Genomic DNA, 20,312 nt, shown 5'->3' on the forward strand with positions numbered 1-20,312 from the left:
CGTTCCTCATCGCTTGACCGCCACGCGGCGGCCGTCCAGGTACTGCGGGTACATCACGCGCAGGGTCCGCTCGATGCCGTCGCGCCAGTCGACGGTGCACGGGCCGGTCAGCTTCTGTCGCAGCGCGGGGTCGAACCGGTACGTCTCCCGCGTCACCTCGCTGGGGACGAGGGCGGCGGTGACGCCGGTCAGCGCCTCGATGTGGCGGATGCAGTCGGTGATGCCGACCGACTGGTCGCCGCCCCAGTTGACCACGGTGGCCGGCGCGGCGGCCGCCTCCCAGAGCCGGGGAACCTGCGCCACCAGGTCGTCGGTGTGCAACAGGGAGCACCAGTTCTGGCCCTCCAGCGGCACCTGGATCGGCTGCCCGGCGAGCATGGCCCTGAAGTACAGCATCGGCACGCCCCCGTAGCTGCCGGGGCCGTAGGCGATGTTCAGCCGGGCGATGGTGGTGGGCAGGTCCAGCACCCGGGCGAAGGCGCGCACCGCGCCCTCGGTGGCGAGCTTGCCCATCGGATAGGCGGGCAGCCAGTCGGCGGAGCCGTCCACCGGGTCGTCCTCGGTGTAGGCGTGGTCGAGGGTCTGCCGCTTGTAGAGGGCGCCGGTGGAGACGAAGAGGAACGCCTCGGCGGTGCGGCAGTGGCTCATCAGGCGGCCGGTGGCGACGGCGTTGATCTCGGCGGTGGCGTTGAAGTCGCCGTCCTCGCCGCGGTGGACGGCGGAGTGCAGGACGTGGGTGAAGTCCTGCGGGAGGCCGGCCAGCGCCTGCTCGGAGCCGTCGGCCATGTCCCAGTGCCACGTGGTGATGCCCCGGGCGGCCAGCTCCCGCTCGACGCCCGGTGTCCCGAACCGGCCGATGCACCACACCTCGTTGTGCTCGGCCAGCGCCTCGGCGACCGGCCGGGCGACCTGCCCGGTCCCGCCGGTGATCAGGATCTTCTTGCCCCGCATGCCGTTGTTCCCCCTCGTCATCGGTTCCCACCCCGCTCGCGCGCGATGTCGTCGGCCTCCGCCAGCGCGCGGTCCAGCTCGCGCCGCAGGATCGCCTGGAAGGCGGCCACATGGCGCGGGCCCATCAGGGTGTAGTGCTCGCCCGGCACCTCCAGGTACCGGTTCTCCTCGCGGCTGTGCTCGTCCCAGCGTCGCAGTTCGTTGTTCAGCCAGTCCTCGCGGGTGCCGCGCAGCGGGATCGCGTGGAACACCGTCATCGAGCGGACGTCGCCGCTCGGCCGGTACGTCCTGCCCAGGTCGGTCAGGGTGTCGGCGATCTCCGCCCAGGCGGCGAACCTGTCGGCGTCCAGGTCGAGTTCGGCCAGCCGCCGCGGCGGCGCCAGCTCGATCAGCCGGGCGGCCTGTTCCTCGCGCGGCAGGTGCCGGAGGGTGTCGGGGAGTTCGACGGACTGCCGCTTGTCGATGAGCTCCAGGAAGAGCGCCAGGTGGGCGGCCGTGTCGGCGAAGTCCAGTTCCTCCATGCGGTACTTGATGTGCGGCGGCAGGTTGAAGCTGCCGACGAAGTCGACCCGCTCGCCCTGCGACTCCAGCACCTTGGCGATCTCGAAGGCGACGGCGGCGCCGTAGGAGTAGCCGGCCACCGCGTACGGGCCCTGCGGCTGCGCGGCGCGGATGGCGTCCACGTAGGCGTCGACCATCTGCTCGAAGGTGGCGAAGGGCTTCTCGCCGTCGTTGAAGCCGCGGGCGCGCAGCGCGTGGAACGGGCGGTCGCCGACGAAGTACCTGGCGAGGTTGACGAAGACCAGCACCTCGCCGACACCGGGGTGGACGCAGAACAGCGGGGTCTTGTCGCCGCCGGTCTGCATCGGCACCAGCGGGTCGTACCGGCGGGTGCCGGGGCCGGCCGGCTCGGCGAGGCGGGCGGCCAGCGCGCGGACGGTCGGCGCGGTGAGCACCGTGACGACCTCCAGTCCGGTGACGCCGAGGCGCTCGGCCACCTTGGCGCGCAGCCGCAGGATGTCCAGCGAGGTGCCGCCGAGGTCGAAGAAGCCGGCGGTGGCGGAGATCGCGGCCGGGTCGCAGTCGAACATCTCGGCGTAGATCTCGGCGAGGGCGTGCTCGACCGGGCCCTCGGGCGCGGTGTGGCCGCCGAGCATGCGCAGCGTGAGGTCGGCGACGGCCTCCTGCTGCCCGGCGTACGCCCCGTCCTCCAGGCGGCGACGCATCAGGGCGCGCTGGATCTTGCCCAGGCTGGTCTTGGGGAAGGCCTCGGCGGGCAGCGGCAGGACGAGTGCGGGCCGGAAGCCCCAGTGCGTCACGACGGTGGCGCGCACGGCGGTGAGCACCCGGTGCAGGGCGGTCTCGTCGCCGGCGGGCAGCTCGGGGTGGAAGGCGATGACCAACTGCTCGGTGTCGCTGCCGGCCGGGCGGATCGGGAAGGCGGCGACGTAGGAGCGGGCGACGCCGTCAAGCTGTTCGAGGACGGCCTCGATGTCGTGGCTGAAGTGGTTGACGCCGTTGACGATGACGCTGTCCTTGCTGCGCCCGACCAGGGTGAGCCGGCCGTCGTCGATCCGGCCGAGGTCGCCGCTGCGGAACCAGCCGTCGGCGGTGAAGGCCTCGGCGGTGGCCTGCGGGTTGCGGAAGTAGCCGCGGGTGATCATCGGGCCGGTGAGCTGGAGTTCGCCGACCTCGCCGGCGGGCAGCGGGCGGTCGGCCTCGTCGGCGACCCGGACGGACAGGCCGGCCACCGGGGTGCCGAGGTTGGCGAACTCGGCGCCGCGGTCCGTCCCGGGGAAGCCCCGGCGGGAGTAGATGCTGCCGGCGCAGGTCTCGGTCATGCCGAAGGCGGGCCAGAGCGTGTCGCCGGCCAGACCGTACGGCGCGAGCCGCTCCAGGAACGCTTCTCCGGTGCCGACCAGGACGGCCTCGCCGCCGCTGATGATCTGCCGGACCGGGCTCAGGTCGAACCGCTCGCCGGAGGCGTCCAGCCGGTCGGCGGCGGCGGTGATCAGGCCGAGCAGGAAGTTCGGCGCGAAGGTCATCGTGACGCCGTACCGGGAGAGCAGGCGGAGGAACTCCGGCGGGTCGGCGAGCACCACGGCGGGGGCGACGTGCAGTTGGCGGGCGCCGACGGACAGCGGCAGCAGGTGGCACTCCAGCAGCGCGGCGACGTGGTCGAAGGAGACCCAGTTGAGCGTGACGTCGGCGGCGTCCAGCCGGTGCGCGCCGTTCTTGCCTGCCATCGAGGCCAGCAGGTTGGCGTGGCTGAGCATGACGGCCTTGGAGTTGCTGGTGGAGCCGGAGGTCAGCATCAGCACCGCGGTGTCCTCGGGCGCCGCGCGGTGCAGCTCCTCGGCCGGCTCGCCGGGCAGCTCCTCCAGGACGGCCAGCGGACGGTCCGGGTCGGGCGGCAGGAGCGCGGCGAGACCCGCGGTGGTGACCGTCAGCGGGCCGTCCAACAGGGTTGCCACATGGGCGAGTTGGGCGGCCCAGCGCTCCGGGTCGGCGGCAGCGGGCGCGGCCAGCGGGCAGGGGACGAAGCCACCGAGCACGGCACCCCAGAAGGCGGGCAGAAAGTCCTGGGCGCGCTCCAGGATCAGCACCACGCGGTCGCCGGGGCGCAGTCCGCGGGCGCGCAGTCCGGTGAGGATTCTCCGGGCGGCGTCGAGGAGTTCGGGGTAGCTCTGCTCGACCGTGCCGGCGTCGGCGGCGCCGCGGCAGTGGCCGAGTCCCACCGCGGGGTGCCGTCCGGCGACGTCCAGCAGCAGGTCTGTGAGGTTGGTGGGACGATTCACGGCCGTCTGTCTCCTGGCCTCGGGGCGCGCCGGGGCAGCCCGCCTGGCACGCCGAACAGGGTGAGGGACCAAAACTCGTACGGGAGTCCGCACACGTGATGCGACCGGACGAGTCAGCGCGGGGGTGTCGACGACGGCCTCGGCCGGCACCGCGCCGTCGCGTCGGTGGCGGGCCGGATCGGCAAAGCTTTGAGTTGAAGAGTCCCCGTGTGGCGTGTGGTCACGATTGCCACCGTACGGTCGGATCACGCCTGGTCAGCCGGGTGGTTCAAGGTTTGGCCGAAAGGGGACAAGGCGGCGACCGGCGGTGAGGGGCGGGCTACTTCTCGTGAGAGAAGCGGAATCCGCGACTTTCCGTTACGGAGTCCGACTGCAGCTTGATGCCAGGTCGACTGGAGATTCGCCGTGGCGGCGGCGGGAAAATCGAGACATGATATGTGCGCGACGTACCACTTCCGCGCCGCAGCCGCGAGACCCCTGCCGCGGCAGCCTTCAATGGCGCCTGACCTGCGCTTTTTTGCCAAGGTTGACTGACTTCGAACAGGCGAACTACTGTCGGGAGCAGGTGGTCTGATTGATCGTCAGTCAACATGTCCTGTTTACCATGCTGAACGACGAATGAGCGGAAAGATCACCACCGTCAGGGGGACGAAGTGACCAGTGCAGCCGGCTCGCCGAACGGCCCCGGCCAGGAAGACACGACGCCGGCGGCCCACGCCGCGCATGTCGAGAAGACCCTGCTCCAGGCCCGGGAGCTGATCGAATCCACCGTCAGCCTCTACCGCCGGCGCCCGGACCAGAGCCCCCCCGCCCCGCACACCGACGTCACCGCGCTCGGAGAGGCCGTCGAACAACTGGTGGTCGGCGCCCGGCACTCCGTCTGCATCGCGATCACCGGCACCGGCGCGTTCGAGCAGATCGCCCGCGAGGCGCTGACCGCCATGCCCGTCGGCACCGTCGTCCGGGTGCTCTGCGCGCCCGGCGTCGCCGACTGCGCCCTGGCCAAGCTCGCGCACGCGCCCGGTGCCCGCTACGAGATCCGGGTCTCCGAGGCCGACCTGCGCGACATCGTCATCTCCGACGGCGCCGCCGCGCTCGTCCGCGCCGCCTCCGGGAACGCCAAGGGGCAGGCCACTCTCGTCAACGACCGGGCCGCCGTCCGCGCCCTGGAGCTCCTCTTCGCCGGCGCCTGGTCGCTCGGCCGCAAGCTCGACGACCACCTCGCGCTCAGCCCTCGACTGCTCGGCGAGCTCACCCGCATCATCCTGGAGCGGCTGCGCAGCGGCTCCACCGACGAAGCCGCCGCCCGCGACCTCAACATGTCCCTGCGCACCTACCGGCGCCACGTCGCCGAGATCATGCGCGAACTCGGCGCCAGCTCCCGCTTCCAGGCCGGCGTGCGCGCGGTCGAGCTGGGGCTGCTCTTCGACTGAGGCGCCCCACGGGGCCCTGCGATCCAGGGCCGGGCGCCGCCCCCGCTCTACGCGGGGAGAACCGCGGCCCTTACCGCGGGCTGTGAGTAACACCAACGGGGAAACTGGTGAGTACGACGTGTCCATCGAGGCCGAGGACGAACTGGAACGAGCGCTCCTGGAAGTACGGGAGCTGATCGAGTCGACGGTGGCCATCCACCGCGACCGCAACCACCGGGCCCAGCAGATCGCCACGGTGGACGGCGGCTACGGACCGGTGCTGAGCACCGCCGCCAACCTGATCCGAGGCGCCGTGCGCAGCATCGACATCGTGCACGCGCGGATGCCCAGGACCGAGGAACAGGAGCCCGGACTCGACGAGTTCGCCGAACGCGAGCTGATCTACGCGGCCGCCGAATCCATCGCCGTCCGGCTGCTGGCCACCCCGGCCATGATCGACGAGGACTTCGTCCGGGAGCAGCTCGCCAAGGAGCGGCCGGTGGCGATCCGGGTGGCCCGGGTGCCCCCGCTCCAGGCGCTGATCGTGGACGGCACCACCGCCCTCGTCGTCGCCGAGTCGGCCACCGGTGTCCGCGCCTCCGTCATCCGCGAGCCCAAAGTGGTGTACACCCTCGGCTCGCTGTACGAGAGCGTCTGGCGCAACGCCGTCCCCGCCGGTGAGCGGATCGTCTTCGGCGACCGCGACCGGGCCGCCCTGGCCCAGCAGATCCTCAGCGCCCTGCGGGCCGGCGTCACCGACGAGGTGGCCGCGCGCGAACTCACCGTCTCGGTGCGCACCTACCGCCGGCACGTCGCCGAGATCATGACGATGCTCGGTGCGCAGTCCCGCTTCCAGGCCGGCGTGCGCGCCGCCGAGTTGGGCCTGCTGCGCCCCGGCCGGCCCGCTTCCGGCACGAGCGGCGGCGGCCAGAACTGACGCCGGGCGCCGGGCGGGTGGCAGCTTCCTGAAGGGTCCGTTGCCGCTCCCCCGGCGCCCGCAGTTGTATGGGCCCCGGAAAGGGAAAACCGGTTCCGCGGGAACCAGGAAATCCCTTCCCGATGGCCTGCCGTGCTCCCCCGAACAGCAGACATCGGCGCGCGGGGATCCGACCTGCCCGGAAAACCTCCGGCGGCGGATCCCCGCTCCCCAGCGTGGGGCTGCCGGAGTCGGACCTCAAGCAGATCACCACCTGCAGAACGCCTACGACGTCCTGGCCACCAACCCGTTCTGGACCACCGTCCACGGCGAGGACAGCCGCCAGGCCTGCCTCGACTACGTCAACGAGAACTGGACCGACATGCGGCCGAAGTCCCTGGCCGACGCCATGAACGCCGCCTGACATTCCCCCACCGGGCGCCGCGGAACCGACGAGGCCCTGCTTCCTCTGAGCGGAAGCAGGGCCTCGTTCGCAGGGGCTCAGCGTCTACGTGCCTGGCCGGTCGGGCGTCGCAGGGCGCTGACCTGTGCGCTTCCGGCGACGCTGACAGCATGCTGCCAAGGTCGTCACTGGCAGCCGCGCTGCCAGTTCCAGCCGATGAAGGTGTGCCGGGTCGCGGTCTCGAAACGGCAGGTGGCGGTGCCGTCCGCGTTGAGGTCGATGTGCGAGTCCTGGGTGTTCGCGTACCACAGCCCGGTGACGTCGAAGACTCCCTTGTAGGTGAATTCGGCGTGGGCGTCGGTGTGCGAGGCGGCGCAGTCCGTCGTGCAGTCGGTGTTCTTCGTCGCGGCCTTCAGCGACCAGCCGGCGTCCCACGGCTCGCGGTTCCACTGCTGGGTGGCGTCGGTGTTCGCGGCGCCGATCCGGGTGCCGTCGGTGGTCCAGGACGAGGTCGTGTACAGGCCGGTCATCCGGATGTTGCAGCAGTCGAACCACTCGTTCCAGCTCTTGAACTGGCGCGTGGTGCCGGCGTCGGCGGCGGCCCGGGCCCTGACGGCGGTGCCCTTCGCGGCCGGGACGAGCTTGACCTCGCCCAGCACCGGCTTGCAGTCCGCGCCGACGGTGATCTGCTGCTGCACGGCCATCCCGGCCGGCGGCGCGGGCAGTGCGCCGGTCAGCCGCAGCGCACCGCAGTCCTTCCCGGCCGGTGCTGCAGCCGTCCCGGCGGTGGCGGCGGAGGCCGGGGCGGCCGTCAGTGCCAGAACTCCGGCGGCGAGCACGGCGGCGAGGGTGATTCGGTTGCGCAAGGTTCCGGGCCTTCCTGGTGAGTGATCGCCAGGGAGCGTAAGCGGTGATCGTTCCGGATCGGCCGTTCCGCCGAAAGTTTGACAGGAAGCTGACAAAGCGCTGGTCGAAACGGTCCCGACGGCCCTAGTGACACCTTCATGTCAGCACTGTTGAACACCGCTCCGAACCCGTCGGAAGCTGTCGCACGGATATCTGGAATCCAGCGCGGCCACGCCGCAGAGGGGGTTTCCGCATGACGGCCGGACGAATGCACGACGGGATGTCCGCTGCCCCGGATCTTCCCGCCGCCCAGCTGCTGGACCGGCTCGACCTCGCCGAACCTGCGTTCGAGGCCCACATGCGGGCGAAACTGATCCAGGCGGAGAAGTGCCTCCAGGCCAGCGCGCACGACGCCCTGGACCCGCGTGTCGGCGCCCTCACCGGGCACCTCGCCGCCGCCGGCGGCAAGCGGCTGCGCCCGCTGCTGGTGCTGCTCGGCGCCGAGTTCGGCGACCCGTCGGCGCCCGGCATCCCGCAGGCCGCCGCGATCGCCGAGCTGGTCCACCTCGCCTCGCTCTGCCACGACGACATCATGGACGGCGCCGCCACCCGGCGCGGCGTCCCCAGCGTGCACGCCCGCTACGGCGAGCGCGCCGCCGTGCTCAGCGGCGACTGGCTGCTCGCCCGGGCCGCCCAGCTGGCCGCCGAACTCGGCTCCGCCGCCGTCCATCTGAACGCCCAGGCGGCCGGCCGCCTGGTCGCCGGCCAGCTGCGCGAACTGACCGGCCCCGGGCCCGACGTGGACCCGGTCACCCACTACTTCCACGTGGCGGCCGGCAAGACCGCGGCACTGCTGTCGATGGCGCTTGGCATCGGCGCCGTCCAGGCCGGCGCGCCCGCCTCGGCCGCCGCCGCGCTCACCGAGTACGGCGAGCAGCTCGGCATCGCCTTCCAGGTCGCCGACGACCTGCTGGACCTGCGCCAGCCCGCCGAACTCAGCGGCAAGCAGCGTGGCACCGACCTGCTGGCCGGCGTCGCGAGCCTGCCCGTCCTGCTCGCCCGCGAGGGCGCCTACCCGGCCGACGCCGAACTGCGCGCCCTGCTCGCCGCCGGGCCCGTCCCGGCCGCCGACGTCCCGCGCGCACTGGAGCTGTTCGAACGCTCCGGCGCGCTCGACGAGACCGAGGCCGTGATGCACCGCCGCCTCGACCGCGCCCGCGCCGCCCTGGACGCCCTGCCCGACCGGCCGGCCCGGCGCGCCCTGCTCGCCCTCTGCGACCACGTCGCCCCCCGCACCCGCTGACGCGGGCGAACCCCGCTAGGAGCCCCCATGACCATGGCCGCACGGGTCGCCGAACTCGACCGGATCCGCCAGGACGTCCGGCACGGTCTCGCCGCCGCCACCGAGGCGCAGCACGCGAAGGGCAAGCTGACCGCCCGCGAGCGCATCGCCCTGCTGCTGGACGAGGGCTCCTTCCACGAGGTGGAGCCGCTGCGCCGGCACCGCGCCACCGGCTTCGGCCTGGAGGCCAGGAAACCGTACACGGACGGCGTGGTGACCGGCTGGGGCACCGTGCACGGTCGGACGGTGTTCGTGTACGCGCACGACTTCCGGATCTTCGGCGGGGCCCTGGGCGAGGCCCACGCGCAGAAGATCCACAAGATCATGGACATGGCCATCGCGGCCGGCGCGCCCCTGGTCTCGCTCAACGACGGCGCCGGCGCCCGCATCCAGGAGGGCGTCACCGCCCTCGCCGGCTACGGCGGCATCTTCCAGCGCAACACCAAGGCCTCGGGCGTCATCCCGCAGATCTCCGTGATGCTCGGCCCGTGCGCGGGAGGCGCCGCCTACTCGCCCGCGCTGACGGACTTCGTCTTCATGGTCCGCGAGACCTCGCAGATGTTCATCACCGGCCCCGACGTCGTGCGCGCCGTCACCGGCGAGGAAATCAGCCAGAACGGCCTCGGCGGCGCCGACGTGCACGCCGAGACCAGCGGCGTCGCGCACTTCGCGTACGACGACGAGGAGACCTGCCTCGCCGAGGTCCGGTACCTGCTCTCGCTGCTGCCGCAGAACAACCGCGAGATGCCGCCGACCGCCCGCGGCGACGACCCGGCCGACCGCCGCAACGACCGCCTGCTCGACCTCGTCCCGGTGAACGGCAACCGCCCGTACGACATGCGTGCGGTGATCGAGGAGATCGTCGACGACGGCGAGCACATGGAGGTCCACGAGCGGTGGGCCACCAGTGTCATCACCACCCTCGCCCGGCTCGACGGCCAGGTCGTCGGCATCGTCGCCAGCCAGCCGCAGCGCCTCGCCGGGGTGCTGGACATCCACTCCTCGGAGAAGGCCGCCCGCTTCGTCCAGCTCTGCGACGCCTTCAACATCCCGCTGGTCACCCTGGTCGACGTGCCCGGCTTCCTGCCCGGCGTCGACCAGGAGCACGGCGGCATCATCCGCCACGGCGCCAAGCTGTTGTACGCGTACTGCAACGCCACCGTCCCGCGGATCTCGCTGATCCTGCGCAAGGCCTACGGCGGGGCGTACATCGTGATGGACTCGCAGTCGATCGGCGCCGACCTCACCTACGCCTGGCCCGTCAACGAGATCGCCGTCATGGGCGCCGAGGGCGCCGCCAACGTCGTCTTCCGCCGCCAGATCGCCGACGCGGACGATCCGGTGACGATGCGCCAACAGCTCGTCAAGGAGTACCAGGCCGAGCTGATGCACCCGTACTACGCGGCCGAGCGCGGCCTGATCGACGACGTCATCGACCCCGCCGAGACCCGCGCCACCCTGGTCAACGCCCTCGCCATGCTCCGGACCAAGCACGCCGTAAGCCCGTCCCGCAAGCATGGCAACCCCCCGGTGTAACCAGAGGAATGAGCGTCATGTCCGGCGAAACCGTCCCCGTGCTGGAGGGCCCGCTCGGGCCCGCCCTGATCCGGGTCATCAGCGGCAGCCCCACCCCGGAGGAACTCGCCGCGGTCGCCGTGCTGCTGAGCACCCGCACCCCCACGGCCGACCGGGACCGGGCCGCGCCGCCCCCGGCCGCCCGGTGGGAGGCCGGCGACATCCTCCCGCCCGCCTCCTGGGCCGCCCGGAGCTGAACCGGGGCCACCGGCTGGCAGCTTGCTGCCGTCCGCGTTGCGACTCCGGCGGACGGCCTGTTACTCAGAGTGAAGAGGCCGGGGCCGTTCCGGATGTGGACGCGGTCGAGTGAGGAGGGCAGCCGTGCTTCAGGTGGTGTTCCGGATCCTGGGGCCCCTGGACATCAGCGCCGATGGACGGCCGGTCGCCCTCCAGGGCGCCCGCCAGCGCACCGTGATGTCCATGCTGCTGCTCGCGCCCGGCCGGGTGGTCTCCGTCGACACCCTCGCCGACGCGGTCTGGAACGGCCACCCTCCGGCCACCGCCCGCAACCAGATCGCCATCTGCGTCTCCGGCCTGCGCAAGACCCTCAAGACCGCGATCTGCATCGACGACCTGATCGTCACCAGCCACCCCGGCTACCTGCTGCACCCCGGCGAACACCGCATCGACGCCGTCGAGTTCGAGGAGCGCGCCGCCGAGGGCCGGGAGGCCGCCCGGCGCGGGCGCACCGAGGAGGCCCGCGCCCACTTCGAGGACGCCCTCGCCATGTGGCGCGGCCCGGCCCTGGCCGGCATCACCGCCCACGCCGTCGAGGCCGAGGCCGCCCGGCTGGCCGAACTGCGCCTGGACGTCCACGAGCAGCTCACCGCGCTGCGCCTGGACCTCGGCGAGCACCGCGAACTCATCGGCGACCTCACCGCCTTCGTCCGCGAACACCCGCTGCGCGAACAGTCCCTCGCCCACCTCATGCTGGCCCACTACCGGGCCGGCCGCCGCGCCGAGGCCCTGGAGGCCTACCGCGACGGCGCCCGGCTGCTCGCCGACGAACTCGGCATCGCCCCCGGCCCGGCCCTCCAGGAACTGCACGACGACATCCTCAACGACGCCCCCGGGCTGACCCTGCCTGCCGCCCCGGCCACGACCCCGGCGCTCACCGTCCCCGCCCACCTGCCGCCGGTGCCCGCCGCCTTCACCGGCCGCCACCATGAACTCGCCGCCCTGGACCGGCTGCTGGAGCACCAGGGCGGCGCCTCGCTGCCGGTCGGCTCGATCATCGGCACCGGCGGCGTCGGCAAGACCGCCCTCGCCGCCCACTGGTCCCACCAGGTCGCCGCCCGCTTCCCGGACGGCCAGCTCTTCGCCGACCTGCGCGGCTACGACGAGGAGGAGGAGCCGCGCCGCCCCGCCGGCGTCCTCGACCGCTTCCTGCGCGCCCTCGGCGTGCCCGGCCCGCAGATCCCCGCCGACCCGACCGAGCGCACCGCGCTGTTCCGCAGCGTGCTGTACGACCGGCGGGTGCTGATCGTGCTCGACAACGCCCGCTCCTTCGAGCAGATCCGCCCGCTGCTGCCCGGCAGTTCCGGCTGCTGCGTGCTCGTCACCAGCCGCGACAGCCTGAGCAGCCGGCTCGCCGGCGACTACGCGCTCGTCCCGCTGCACCTGGCCTCGCTCGGCCGGGACGAGTCCATCGCACTGCTCTCCCGGGTGGCCGGCGCCGACCGCTTCGCCGCCGACCCGGTCGGCGCGGCCCGGCTCAGCGAACTCTGCGACCGGCTCCCGCTCGCCCTGCGGATCGCCGCGGCCCGGCTCGCCGCCAAGCCGCACTGGACGGTCCGCACCCTGGTCGCCCGCCTGGAGGACCAGCACCGCCGCCTGGACGAACTCAGCCTGGACGCCCGCGGGGTGCGGGCCGGCTTCCGGCTCAGCTACCGCGACCTGCCGGCCGGCGCCGCCCGGATGTTCCGGCTGCTCGGCTCGCTCAACGTCACCGAGTTCTCCGCCTGGGCCGGCGCCGCCGTCCTCGACATCGACCCGGTCGACGCCGAGGACCTCATCGAACAGCTCGTCGACGCCCAGCTGCTGGAGCCGCTCAGCGCCGGCGCCGGCCACGTCCGCTACCGCTTCCAGGGCCTTCTCCGGCTGTTCGCTCGCGAGTGCGCGCTTGCCGAGGACGGAGAAGGGGACCTGAGGCAGGCCCTGCGGAGGGCCTGCGCGGTGTGGCTGGGCCTCGCCAAGGAGGCCCACCGCCGGGTCTACGGCGGCGACTTCACCGTGGTGCCGGGCACCGCGCCGCTGCACCGGCTGCCCGACCACCTCACCGACGACCTGGTCGAGGACCCGATGGGGTGGTTCGAGGCCGAGCGCAACTCGATCAACGGGCTGATCCAGCAGGCCGCCCGCGACGACGAGTCCGGCTACGCCTGGGACCTGGTGATGACCACCGTCACCCTCTACCAGAACCGCAACTACCTTGAGGACTGGCGCGAGGGCGCCGAGGCCGCGCTGGACGCCGCCCGCCGCACCGGCGACCGGCTCGCCGAGGCGGCGATGCTGCACTCGCTGGGCACCCTGGAGATCGTCCAGTACGAGCACGACAGCGCCGGCCGGCGGCTCGACCTGGCTCTGCGGCTGTTCGAGGAGCAGGGCCAGGAGCAGGGGCGCGCCCTGGTCCTGCGCAACCTGGCGCTGTGCGAGCGCCAGCGCGGCGACCTGGACCGGGCCGCGCGGACCGGCCGACGCTCCCTGGAGATCTTCCGCAGGGGCGGTGACCGCTACGCCGAAGCCCATGTGCTGGGCCTGCTGGCGCAGATCGAACTGGAGCGCGGGGACGCGCAGGCGAGTCTGGTGCTGTCCTCGGAGGCGGTGGCCCGCAGCCGCGGGCTGGGCACGGTCCGCGGCGAGGCGCAGAGCACCGTCCGGCTCGCGGAGGCGCTGATCCGCGCGGGCGACGGCGGCCGGGCCGAGGAGGCCTGTCGGCGCGCCCTGCAGCTGGTGCTCGGCAGCGGGGACCGGCGCGGCGAGACGCACGTGCTGCGGGCACTGGGCGAGGCCCTGTGGTGCCAGGGCCGGAGCGATGAGGCCGAGCCGGTGCTGCGCAGCGCGCTCCAGGCCGCCGAGGCGGTGCCGGACGCCTTCCTCCAGGCGCGGGCGGTCGCGGTACTCGGCTGCGTGCAGGCGCTGCGCGGGGACGGCGACGGCGCGCTGGGGATGTTGCGGACGGCGTCGGGCCTGTTCGTGGAGGTCGGCGCGCGGGGCTGGTACGAGCGGGTCGAGCAGATCCTGGCGGCGCTCACGGACGGCGAACCGGTCGACGCGCGGCGGCTGTTCGAGCTCGCGCAGCCCTGACGTCGAAACCGGCCGCGCAGTGCCGGGCCGCCGCCGGGACGCCGGCCGCGGAGCGACCGCCGGCAGGGATCAGGTCCACGGGTCGTCGTGCTTCAGGGAGTAGCCGACCGGGTGCACGCTCGCCAGCGGGGCGGCCCGCACCGCGGGCGCCGTGGAGTCCGCCGCGAGGGCGGTGCCCTGGGCGACCGCCACCGTGCCGGCCGCCACGAGGAGAACGGTCGCGCTCGCGGCGAGCCTGCCGAGCGAGGAAACCACGGCGGCGTGCGCGGACTTGCGGGCGGAGAGCAGAACGCAGTTCACGGTGGCCTCCTGGACCTCTCGTTCGTCCGCCTGACCCGGAGCCCTGCGGCATGCCCCGAACGCTACGGAACCCGCGTTTTCGGGCGCTTTCAAAACCCTTTCGATCTGCCGAAATCGATCCGAGAACCGACCGACAGCGGGAAAGAACCGCAGGTCGACACCGTTTCACGCAGATTGGCACGCGGGTGTCCGCGGGCCGTGGCGGCGGTGGGGGGCGGGCATGGACTTCAAGCTGCTCGGGCCGGTGTCGGCCGAGATCGACGGACGTCCGGTCGACCTCGACGGCGCCAAGCAACGCACCGCGCTGGCCGCCCTGCTGCTCGCCCGCGGCCACGTCGTCACCGACGAGCGGCTGACCGTCCTGCTGTGGGGCTGGCAGCCGCCCGCCACCAGCACCAACCAGCTCTACACCTACGTCTCCCGGCTGCGCACCCGGCTCGGCGCAGGCCACGGCCTGCACCGCCACGGCGCCGGCTACCGGATGGACACCGCCGGCGCCACCGTCGACTGGGAGCGCTTCCGCGAGCTGGCCGACGCCGGCCGCGCCGAACTGCAGGCCGCCCGCTACCCCGAGGCCGAACGCCACCTCGCCGACGCGCTCGCGCTCTGGCACGGCCCGGCCCTCGGCGACGTCACCGAGCACCTGGCCGCCGCCGAGGGCCCCCAGTTCGCCGAGGCCCACCTCGCCACGATCGAGCACCACACCGAGGCCGCCCTCGCCCTCGGCCGGCACCACGAGCTGCTGCCCGCGCTCACCCGGCACGTCACCAAGCACCCGGTCCGCGAGCGGGCCCGCGGGCAGCTGATGACCGCGCTGTTCCGCGCCGGGCGGCAGGCCGACGCGCTGGCGCAGTACGAGGACGCGCGGCGCATCCTCGCCGAGGAGCTGGGCATCGACCCCGGCCCCGAACTGCGGGCCCTGCACGGGGAGATCCTCACCGGCGCCCTCGCCGGTCCGGCCGCCCCCGAGCGGACCGCCGTCACCGCCGCTCCCGGCACCCGCCCGGCGCTGCTCCCGGCCGCGCCCCGCGACTTCACCGGCCGCGAGCCCGAACTGCGGCTCGTCCTCGACGCCCTGCACGAGGACCGCGACGTCACCGTCACCGGCGCCCCCGGCACCGGCAAGTCCGCCCTCGCCCTGCACACCGCCGAACAGGCCCGCGCCGCCTTCCCCGACGGCCAGCTCTACGCCGACCTGCGCACCCCCCAGGGCACCCCGCGCGCTCCCCGGGAGGTCCTCGGCTGGTTCCTGCGCGCCCTCGGCGCCGCCCCCGGGCAGATCCCCGGCGGCCTCGACGAACGCGCCCAGCAGTACCGCACGCTCCTGGCCAGCCGCCGCATGCTCGTCCTGCTCGACAACGCCGCCGACGACGCCCAGGTCCGCCCGCTGCTCCCCGGCGGCGGCGCCACCCGCACCCTCGTCACCGGCCTGCGCCCGGCCCTGGCCACCCTGGAGGGCGCCCGGCTCGTCCGGCTCGGCCCGATGAGCCCCGCCGAGGCCACCCGGCTGCTCGCCTCGATCGCCGGCACCGAACGGCTCGCCGCCGACCCGGAGTCCGTCGCCCGGATCGCCGAGTACTGCGACCGCCTCCCGCTCGCCCTGCGGATCGCCGCCGTCCGCCTCGCCGACCGTCCGCACTGGCGCCCGGCCCGCCTCGCCGACCGGCTGGCCGACGACGACCGCCGGCTCGCCGAACTGCGCATCGGCAGCCTCGACATCACCGCCGCGCTGCGCCCCGCCCTGGAGGTCCTCGACGGCCCGGCCGCCCAGGCCCTGGCCGTCCTGGCCGCCGCCGGCCTCGCCGTGCTCACCCCGGCGGACGCGGCGGCCCTGCTCGATCTCCCCCTCGACGACGCCGAGGACGTCCTGGACGGGCTCGCCGACGCCCGGCTGCTGGAGCCCTGCTCCGGCGTCGACCCGCACGCGCGCTACCGGCTGCTGCCCCTGGTCGGGCTGCTCGGCCGCTCCGCCGTCCCGGTGGCCCGACCCGCGGCGGCCTGATCCCCCCTCAGGCCGACGCGGGTCCGCTCACCCTCGGCCACACCCGCCGGCGTGGCCCTCGTCCAGCCCGTACCGCACCGTGTACCCGTTCGTCGGCCCGTTCGTCGCGGACCCGTGCACGGCCAGATCGCTCAGCACGTCGACGTAGTTCGCCAGCAGCTCGGCCCACGGAGTCCCGTTCTCCTTCAGCAACAGGTCCTGATCCACTGCCGCAGTGTTCTCGATCTCGGTCAGGACATCGAGCGGGTGCTCGACCTTGGCTTCCTCGAACATCGTTCCTCGTTCCGTTCCGTCGGTGGCGTCGGACCGTTTCCGGCCCCCACCCACAGGCTGGAACCACCGCCTCTACTCGCCCTCCGATCCGCCTTTCACGGGAAATACAGACCGCCCATAGCCCGGATATGCACCGGCATTCCACGCTGCCCCCATGACCACCGGCGCCGAACTGCCCGCCCCTCTCGACAGCATCGTCATCGCGGGCGGCACGCTCACCGCCTGGATCGCCGCCGCCCGGTTGGCCTCCGCCTTCCGGGGCACGGTCCGCGTCACGGTCGTCGAAACCGCCGAACGCCCGTCCGCCCAGGTCACCGCCCTCGCCCCGGCCTTCCGCCGCGACCTCTTCGACCGCCTCGGCACACCGGAGAACATCTGGATGCGCGCCGCGTCGGCCTCCTTCAACGCGGCCACCCGGTACGTCGGTTGGCGCGCCGACGCGGTCTACCTGCCCAACCCCGCCGGCGGCCAGGACTGCGAGGGATTCCCGCTCACCGACTTCTGGCAGCTCCGCCGCCGCACCGGCCACACCCTGGAACCCGTCGACCACGCGTGCTCCGTCGTCCCCCCGCTGCTGGACGCCGGGAAGTCACCGCGCTGGCTCGACGGCCGCACCGCGTTCCCCTACGGCTGGCACGCGGACACCGCCATGCTCACCCACTTCCTGCGCCGCACCGCCGTCCAGACCTGCGGCGTACGGCTGCACAGTGCCGAGATCCTCGGCGCCGACCGGGACGGGACGGGCATGGTCACCGCCCTGCACACCACCCGCGGCCGGATCGAGGCCGACCTATTCGTCGACTGCACCGGCCGCGCCGCCCGCCTGCTCGCCGGCATCCTCGGCGAACCCTTCCAGCCCGCCGGCGACCGCCTCCCCGCCGACCGCACCGCCACCGTCACCCTCCCCCACGACACCGCCCGCCACGGGATCGAGCCCTACACCACCGTCACCACCCGCCCCGAAGGCCACCTCTGGCGCCGCCCGCTCCCCGGCCGCCACACCATCGGCCTGGTCTACGCGAGCGCGCGCACCACCCCCGCCGAGGCCGAGCGCATCCTCCGCACCCCCGCCGGCGCCGTCGTCACCCACACCGCCACCCCCGCCGGGCGGCTGCGCCGCAGCTGGGTCAGGAACTGCCTGGCCCTCGGCACCGCCGCCGCCTCCGCCGACCCGCTCGACGAGGACCACGCCGCCACCCTCACTCTGCTCGACCGGCTGATCCGCGACCTGCCGTCACTCGCCGGCCGCGAGACCCCCGCCGCCCGCTTCAACGCCACCGCCGCCGCCCTCCACGAGCAGGCCCTCGACCTGGCCCGACTCCGCCGGATCACCTCGCCCTACGCCGCGCCCGCGCCCCACCCCGACCAGCTGCGCCCCGTCCTCGACGCCCACGCCACCGGCCTCGCCCCCACCCCCGACGACCTGCCGCTGCGCACCCTCCTCACCACCCTCAGCCCGCACACCGCCAACCCGCCCCCGTCCCTGGCCCACCACCCCCACGCCGTCCGCGCCGCCGAGGACGCCTTCACCCGCATCAAGCGCCACCAGCGCACCCTGCTGGAGACCCTCCCCGACGCCCACATCTACCTCTCCACCACCCAGTCCCTCCCGAGCCCTGCCCTGACCTGACACTCCGTCGCCTGCTCCCACCCCTTGCACACCGACCCCACGCCAGGTCTTCACCTGACGCTCCGCCGACCGCGGACGGGCCGGGGGAAGGTGGGCTTCGGGTGGCGCATGCATCACGGCCGGCAGCCGAACGGCCCCCTAACCCCGAGCACTTCCATGGCCGGCCCCACCCAGCCGTCCACGCGCACAACGCCCCCGACTCGCGGCAGCCCTCCAGGAACTCGACGAACTGCTCAGCGTCGAAGCCGAACCGGGCGAACGGACCTCCTTCGGCATGGCCGAGGGCCACGTATTCGTCAGGAGTGGGAGGCCGGTCGAGCTGAAGGCCGGCCATCGCCATGTTCCGCGACGCCGTGGCAGGGGCCATACCGCCGACCTGCGCGTACCAGCTGGTGCTGTGGTGCGGCACCTGAAAGGCTGCGCCACATGGCCATGGCGAAGAAAGGCACGCGGGTCATTGTCGTCGACGGGGAACGCTATCGCTGGGTAGTCGCGCCCAACGACGAGCCCGGTCTGGCGATCGTTGTCCTGCATGCGGACGTTGATGGACAGCGCATGGTGACGTGGGTCGAGCACGGCGTGGTGGTCGCACCCGGGTTGGTTGCCGGCGCCGTCCGAGATGCGTTGCTCCACCACGGTTGGACCCCTCGGCTACGTGGCAGGCAACTCACGTTGCGGTGCCTGGGCCGGAATCCGAATCCTGCGGATCTGCGGCTGGTCGCTTGGCCGCCCACGGCTTGAGTGAGTGGCTCGTCGATCCGTTGATCTCGGTCAGGCAGCAGCGGGCGCGGGCCGCTTGGCGACGAGGCGGAATCGGAGTTCCTCCCGCGTCACCTAAAAGTCGCTATCAAGCCACTGGCTCTCGTAATAGCTCCGCCCGCGCGCCGTCGCGCCCGTCGCCGTGAACACACCGGCCCGAAACGGAGACTGACGGTCGCACAGCGTGATGCGACGGTATCGCTTGGTACGATAAACCAGGCAAAATGGCAGCTTATGGGTGCCGGTCCGGGGTACACCGGCATCTGCGTGACCACCACAACGCACAGGCCCACAGCAGGGCACGGGGGAACCACATTGCGACTCGACATGCATGATGGCCATGCAGAGCCGGAAACCGACTTGGCCGAATTCGACTCCCTCAGCGAGGACGACATCCGGCTCTTCCATCTGGCCGTCGGCCGGGGCCAGCTCGACCCACGCGACGCCGTCGAGGCGCTGGGAATGGATCAGGAGCTGGTCGGCGCGGCCGTCCGGCGGCTGGAGCGGATGCACCTGCTGCGTCCGCTGCCGGCGGGGACGGACGGGATCGCGCGCTTCGTGCCGGTCAATCCCGACGTTGCCGCGGCCGGACTGGTCGCGCCGCTGGAGAGCGAGTTGCGTCGGCGGCTCGCGGACACCCAGCGCGTCCGGGGCGAGCTAGCGCTGCTCGGCCAGGTCTACGCCCAGAGCCGCGCCCGGGACCACGCGGGGCTGGACGAGGTTCGCGAGCTCGGCACGGTCATCGACCTCATCGCGGACGCGACGGCCCGGTGCCGGGAGGAGGCGCTCACCTGTCAGCCCGGCGGCGGCCGGGCGCCCCACCTACTGGAGCAGGCGTACACCCGCGACCTGACAATGATCCGGCGCGGGGTGCGGATGCGCACGCTGTACCAGCACACGGCCCGGCATCACGCACCGACGCAGGAGTACGTCGAACGCATCACTCAGGTCGGGGCCGAGGTGCGCACGACCAGCGAGCTGTTTGGGCGGATGATCGCCTTCGACCGCGAGGTGGTGTTCATCCCGCATCAGGACGATCCCGATTCCGCGGTGGTGATCCGCGATCCCTCGACGGTCGGATACCTGTGTACGGTGTTCGATCAGTGGTGGTCGCAGGCGGACCACTACACCCCCGCACGCTTCAGCAGGTCTCCGGCGGCCGGGGAGATCAAGGAGGCGATCATCCGGTTGCTGGCCGAGGGGCTGAAGGACGAGGTGATCGCGCGGCGCCTCGGCATGTCGTTGCGGACCTGCCGGAAGCACATCGCGGAGATCATGGAGATCCTGGGTGCGGAGAGCAGGTTCCAGGCCGGATACCTCGCCCGCGCCGCGATCGGCCTGGAGGACCCGGGAGTCGCCTGAAGCCTGGAGCACACACGTCAACGCCGAAGGCAAAGACGCCGGGCCCGATCGACTCAGCGATCGGGCCCGGCGGACAACCGGCGTGTCAGACCGCCGCGTTGGCCTGCTTGACCAGGTCGACGGCGGCGGCGAGGCCGAGGCCGGGGATCGCGCGACGCAGCTCGCGGACGGCGCTCATCTCCTCGGTGCGCGGGTCGATGCCCGCGTGCTGCAGCAGGCCGACGACCCACTTCGCCTTCAGCTGCTGCTCATTGCCGCTCAGCCCGTCGAGAACCGACAGCGCGCGCTCAAGGCCGCGCTGCTCGTCGGGGCCGGCAGCGGCCAGCGCCTCGCGCAGGGCGGTACGGACGACGTCCAGCTCACGCAGGACGACCAAGTGGGTTTCACGGGAAGAGAACATGATCAACTCCTTGTGTCAGACAACCTATCAAACTGAC

Annotated in this window: 17 protein-coding genes; 11 read left to right on the forward strand and 6 right to left on the reverse strand. The window is 72.9% G+C overall.

Going from position 1 to position 20,312, the window contains the following annotated elements; translation table 11 throughout:
• Positions 1–6 precede the first annotated feature (6 nt).
• Both F7Q99_RS11865 and F7Q99_RS11870 read right to left on the reverse strand, forming a co-directional pair.
• Complete coding sequence (locus F7Q99_RS11865; RefSeq protein ID WP_153466086.1) at positions 7–951, reverse strand: NAD-dependent epimerase/dehydratase family protein; 945 nt, start codon at positions 949–951, stop codon at positions 7–9.
• Positions 952–968: 17 nt separating this feature from the next.
• The gene (locus F7Q99_RS11870; RefSeq protein WP_326846564.1) at positions 969–3,749 is read right to left on the reverse strand and encodes a non-ribosomal peptide synthetase; all 2,781 of its coding nucleotides are present in this window, start codon (positions 3,747–3,749) and stop codon (positions 969–971) included.
• Between the two features lie 653 nt (positions 3,750–4,402).
• On the opposite strand from F7Q99_RS11870, the gene F7Q99_RS11875 reads away from it, so the two are divergent.
• From F7Q99_RS11875 to F7Q99_RS43625, 3 genes are all read left to right on the forward strand, one after another.
• On the forward strand, positions 4,403–5,182 hold the full coding sequence (locus F7Q99_RS11875; RefSeq protein WP_326846565.1) for a helix-turn-helix transcriptional regulator: 780 nt from the start codon (positions 4,403–4,405) through the stop codon (positions 5,180–5,182).
• A gap of 82 nt (positions 5,183–5,264) precedes the next feature.
• The gene (locus F7Q99_RS11880; protein WP_326846566.1) at positions 5,265–6,098 is read left to right on the forward strand and encodes a LuxR family transcriptional regulator; all 834 of its coding nucleotides are present in this window, start codon (positions 5,265–5,267) and stop codon (positions 6,096–6,098) included.
• Between the two features lie 199 nt (positions 6,099–6,297).
• Complete coding sequence (locus F7Q99_RS43625; protein WP_407697851.1) at positions 6,298–6,501, forward strand: MbtH family protein; 204 nt, start codon at positions 6,298–6,300, stop codon at positions 6,499–6,501.
• A gap of 164 nt (positions 6,502–6,665) precedes the next feature.
• Here the strand turns inward: F7Q99_RS43625 and F7Q99_RS11890 are convergent, their stop codons facing one another.
• Positions 6,666–7,346: a hypothetical protein gene (locus F7Q99_RS11890; RefSeq protein WP_153461202.1), complete on the reverse strand. Its 681-nt coding sequence runs from the start codon at positions 7,344–7,346 to the stop codon at positions 6,666–6,668.
• A gap of 233 nt (positions 7,347–7,579) precedes the next feature.
• Here F7Q99_RS11890 and F7Q99_RS11895 point away from each other — a divergent pair, with 233 nt between their 5' ends.
• The 4 genes from F7Q99_RS11895 to F7Q99_RS11910 all read left to right on the forward strand — a co-directional run bounded on the left by F7Q99_RS11895 (position 7,580) and on the right by F7Q99_RS11910 (position 13,549).
• Entirely contained in the window at positions 7,580–8,629 is a 1,050-nt protein-coding gene (locus F7Q99_RS11895) for a polyprenyl synthetase family protein (RefSeq protein ID WP_153461203.1), read from the forward strand.
• A gap of 27 nt (positions 8,630–8,656) precedes the next feature.
• Positions 8,657–10,204: an acyl-CoA carboxylase subunit beta gene (locus tag F7Q99_RS11900; protein ID WP_153461204.1), complete on the forward strand. Its 1,548-nt coding sequence runs from the start codon at positions 8,657–8,659 to the stop codon at positions 10,202–10,204.
• A gap of 17 nt (positions 10,205–10,221) precedes the next feature.
• Positions 10,222–10,440 (forward strand): acyl-CoA carboxylase subunit epsilon, encoded by a 219-nt coding sequence (locus F7Q99_RS11905; protein WP_153461205.1) that lies wholly within the window; start codon positions 10,222–10,224, stop codon positions 10,438–10,440.
• A gap of 124 nt (positions 10,441–10,564) precedes the next feature.
• Positions 10,565–13,549, forward strand: coding sequence for an AfsR/SARP family transcriptional regulator (locus F7Q99_RS11910; RefSeq protein ID WP_326846567.1), 2,985 nt, complete (start codon positions 10,565–10,567; stop codon positions 13,547–13,549).
• Positions 13,550–13,618: 69 nt separating this feature from the next.
• On the opposite strand, the gene F7Q99_RS11915 is transcribed toward F7Q99_RS11910, so the two are convergent.
• The gene (locus F7Q99_RS11915) at positions 13,619–13,849 is read right to left on the reverse strand and encodes a hypothetical protein (protein WP_153461206.1); all 231 of its coding nucleotides are present in this window, start codon (positions 13,847–13,849) and stop codon (positions 13,619–13,621) included.
• A gap of 220 nt (positions 13,850–14,069) precedes the next feature.
• Between F7Q99_RS11915 and F7Q99_RS42520 the strand changes: the two genes are divergently transcribed.
• Positions 14,070–15,851 carry an AfsR/SARP family transcriptional regulator gene (locus F7Q99_RS42520; protein WP_153461207.1) on the forward strand — a complete coding sequence of 594 codons (1,782 nt, stop codon included), beginning with the start codon at positions 14,070–14,072 and terminating at the stop codon, positions 15,849–15,851.
• A gap of 27 nt (positions 15,852–15,878) precedes the next feature.
• Here the strand turns inward: F7Q99_RS42520 and F7Q99_RS11925 are convergent, their stop codons facing one another.
• Complete coding sequence (locus tag F7Q99_RS11925; RefSeq protein WP_153461208.1) at positions 15,879–16,124, reverse strand: DUF6269 family protein; 246 nt, start codon at positions 16,122–16,124, stop codon at positions 15,879–15,881.
• 154 nt (positions 16,125–16,278) lie between these two features.
• On the opposite strand from F7Q99_RS11925, the gene F7Q99_RS11930 reads away from it, so the two are divergent.
• From F7Q99_RS11930 to F7Q99_RS11940, 3 genes are all read left to right on the forward strand, one after another.
• Complete coding sequence (locus F7Q99_RS11930; RefSeq protein ID WP_153461209.1) at positions 16,279–17,754, forward strand: FAD-dependent oxidoreductase; 1,476 nt, start codon at positions 16,279–16,281, stop codon at positions 17,752–17,754.
• A 426-nt stretch (positions 17,755–18,180) separates the two neighbouring features.
• The gene (locus F7Q99_RS11935; RefSeq protein ID WP_153461210.1) at positions 18,181–18,495 is read left to right on the forward strand and encodes a hypothetical protein; all 315 of its coding nucleotides are present in this window, start codon (positions 18,181–18,183) and stop codon (positions 18,493–18,495) included.
• A 252-nt stretch (positions 18,496–18,747) separates the two neighbouring features.
• Positions 18,748–19,875 (forward strand): helix-turn-helix transcriptional regulator, encoded by a 1,128-nt coding sequence (locus tag F7Q99_RS11940; protein ID WP_153461211.1) that lies wholly within the window; start codon positions 18,748–18,750, stop codon positions 19,873–19,875.
• 85 nt (positions 19,876–19,960) lie between these two features.
• Here the strand turns inward: F7Q99_RS11940 and F7Q99_RS11945 are convergent, their stop codons facing one another.
• On the reverse strand, positions 19,961–20,275 hold the full coding sequence (locus F7Q99_RS11945) for a hypothetical protein (protein WP_153461212.1): 315 nt from the start codon (positions 20,273–20,275) through the stop codon (positions 19,961–19,963).
• Positions 20,276–20,312: the final 37 nt, after the last annotated feature.

Source organism: Streptomyces kaniharaensis (assembly GCF_009569385.1).
GTDB classification, from domain to species: domain Bacteria; phylum Actinomycetota; class Actinomycetes; order Streptomycetales; family Streptomycetaceae; genus Kitasatospora; species Kitasatospora kaniharaensis.

Bases quoted from the DNA above. Each gene is read 5' to 3' on its own strand.
- F7Q99_RS11865 (WP_153466086.1), bottom strand. From the start codon at position 951: ATGCGGGGCAAGAAGATCCTGATCACCGGCGGGACCGGGCAGGTCGCC.
- F7Q99_RS11895 (WP_153461203.1), top strand. From the start codon at position 7,580: ATGACGGCCGGACGAATGCACGACGGGATGTCCGCTGCCCCGGATCTT.
- F7Q99_RS11900 (WP_153461204.1), top strand. From the start codon at position 8,657: ATGACCATGGCCGCACGGGTCGCCGAACTCGACCGGATCCGCCAGGAC.
- F7Q99_RS11905 (WP_153461205.1), top strand. From the start codon at position 10,222: ATGTCCGGCGAAACCGTCCCCGTGCTGGAGGGCCCGCTCGGGCCCGCC.
- F7Q99_RS42520 (WP_153461207.1), top strand. From the start codon at position 14,070: ATGGACTTCAAGCTGCTCGGGCCGGTGTCGGCCGAGATCGACGGACGT.
- F7Q99_RS11925 (WP_153461208.1), bottom strand. From the start codon at position 16,124: ATGTTCGAGGAAGCCAAGGTCGAGCACCCGCTCGATGTCCTGACCGAG.
- F7Q99_RS11930 (WP_153461209.1), top strand. From the start codon at position 16,279: ATGACCACCGGCGCCGAACTGCCCGCCCCTCTCGACAGCATCGTCATC.
- F7Q99_RS11935 (WP_153461210.1), top strand. From the start codon at position 18,181: ATGGCCATGGCGAAGAAAGGCACGCGGGTCATTGTCGTCGACGGGGAA.
- F7Q99_RS11940 (WP_153461211.1), top strand. From the start codon at position 18,748: ATGGGTGCCGGTCCGGGGTACACCGGCATCTGCGTGACCACCACAACG.
- F7Q99_RS11945 (WP_153461212.1), bottom strand. From the start codon at position 20,275: ATGTTCTCTTCCCGTGAAACCCACTTGGTCGTCCTGCGTGAGCTGGAC.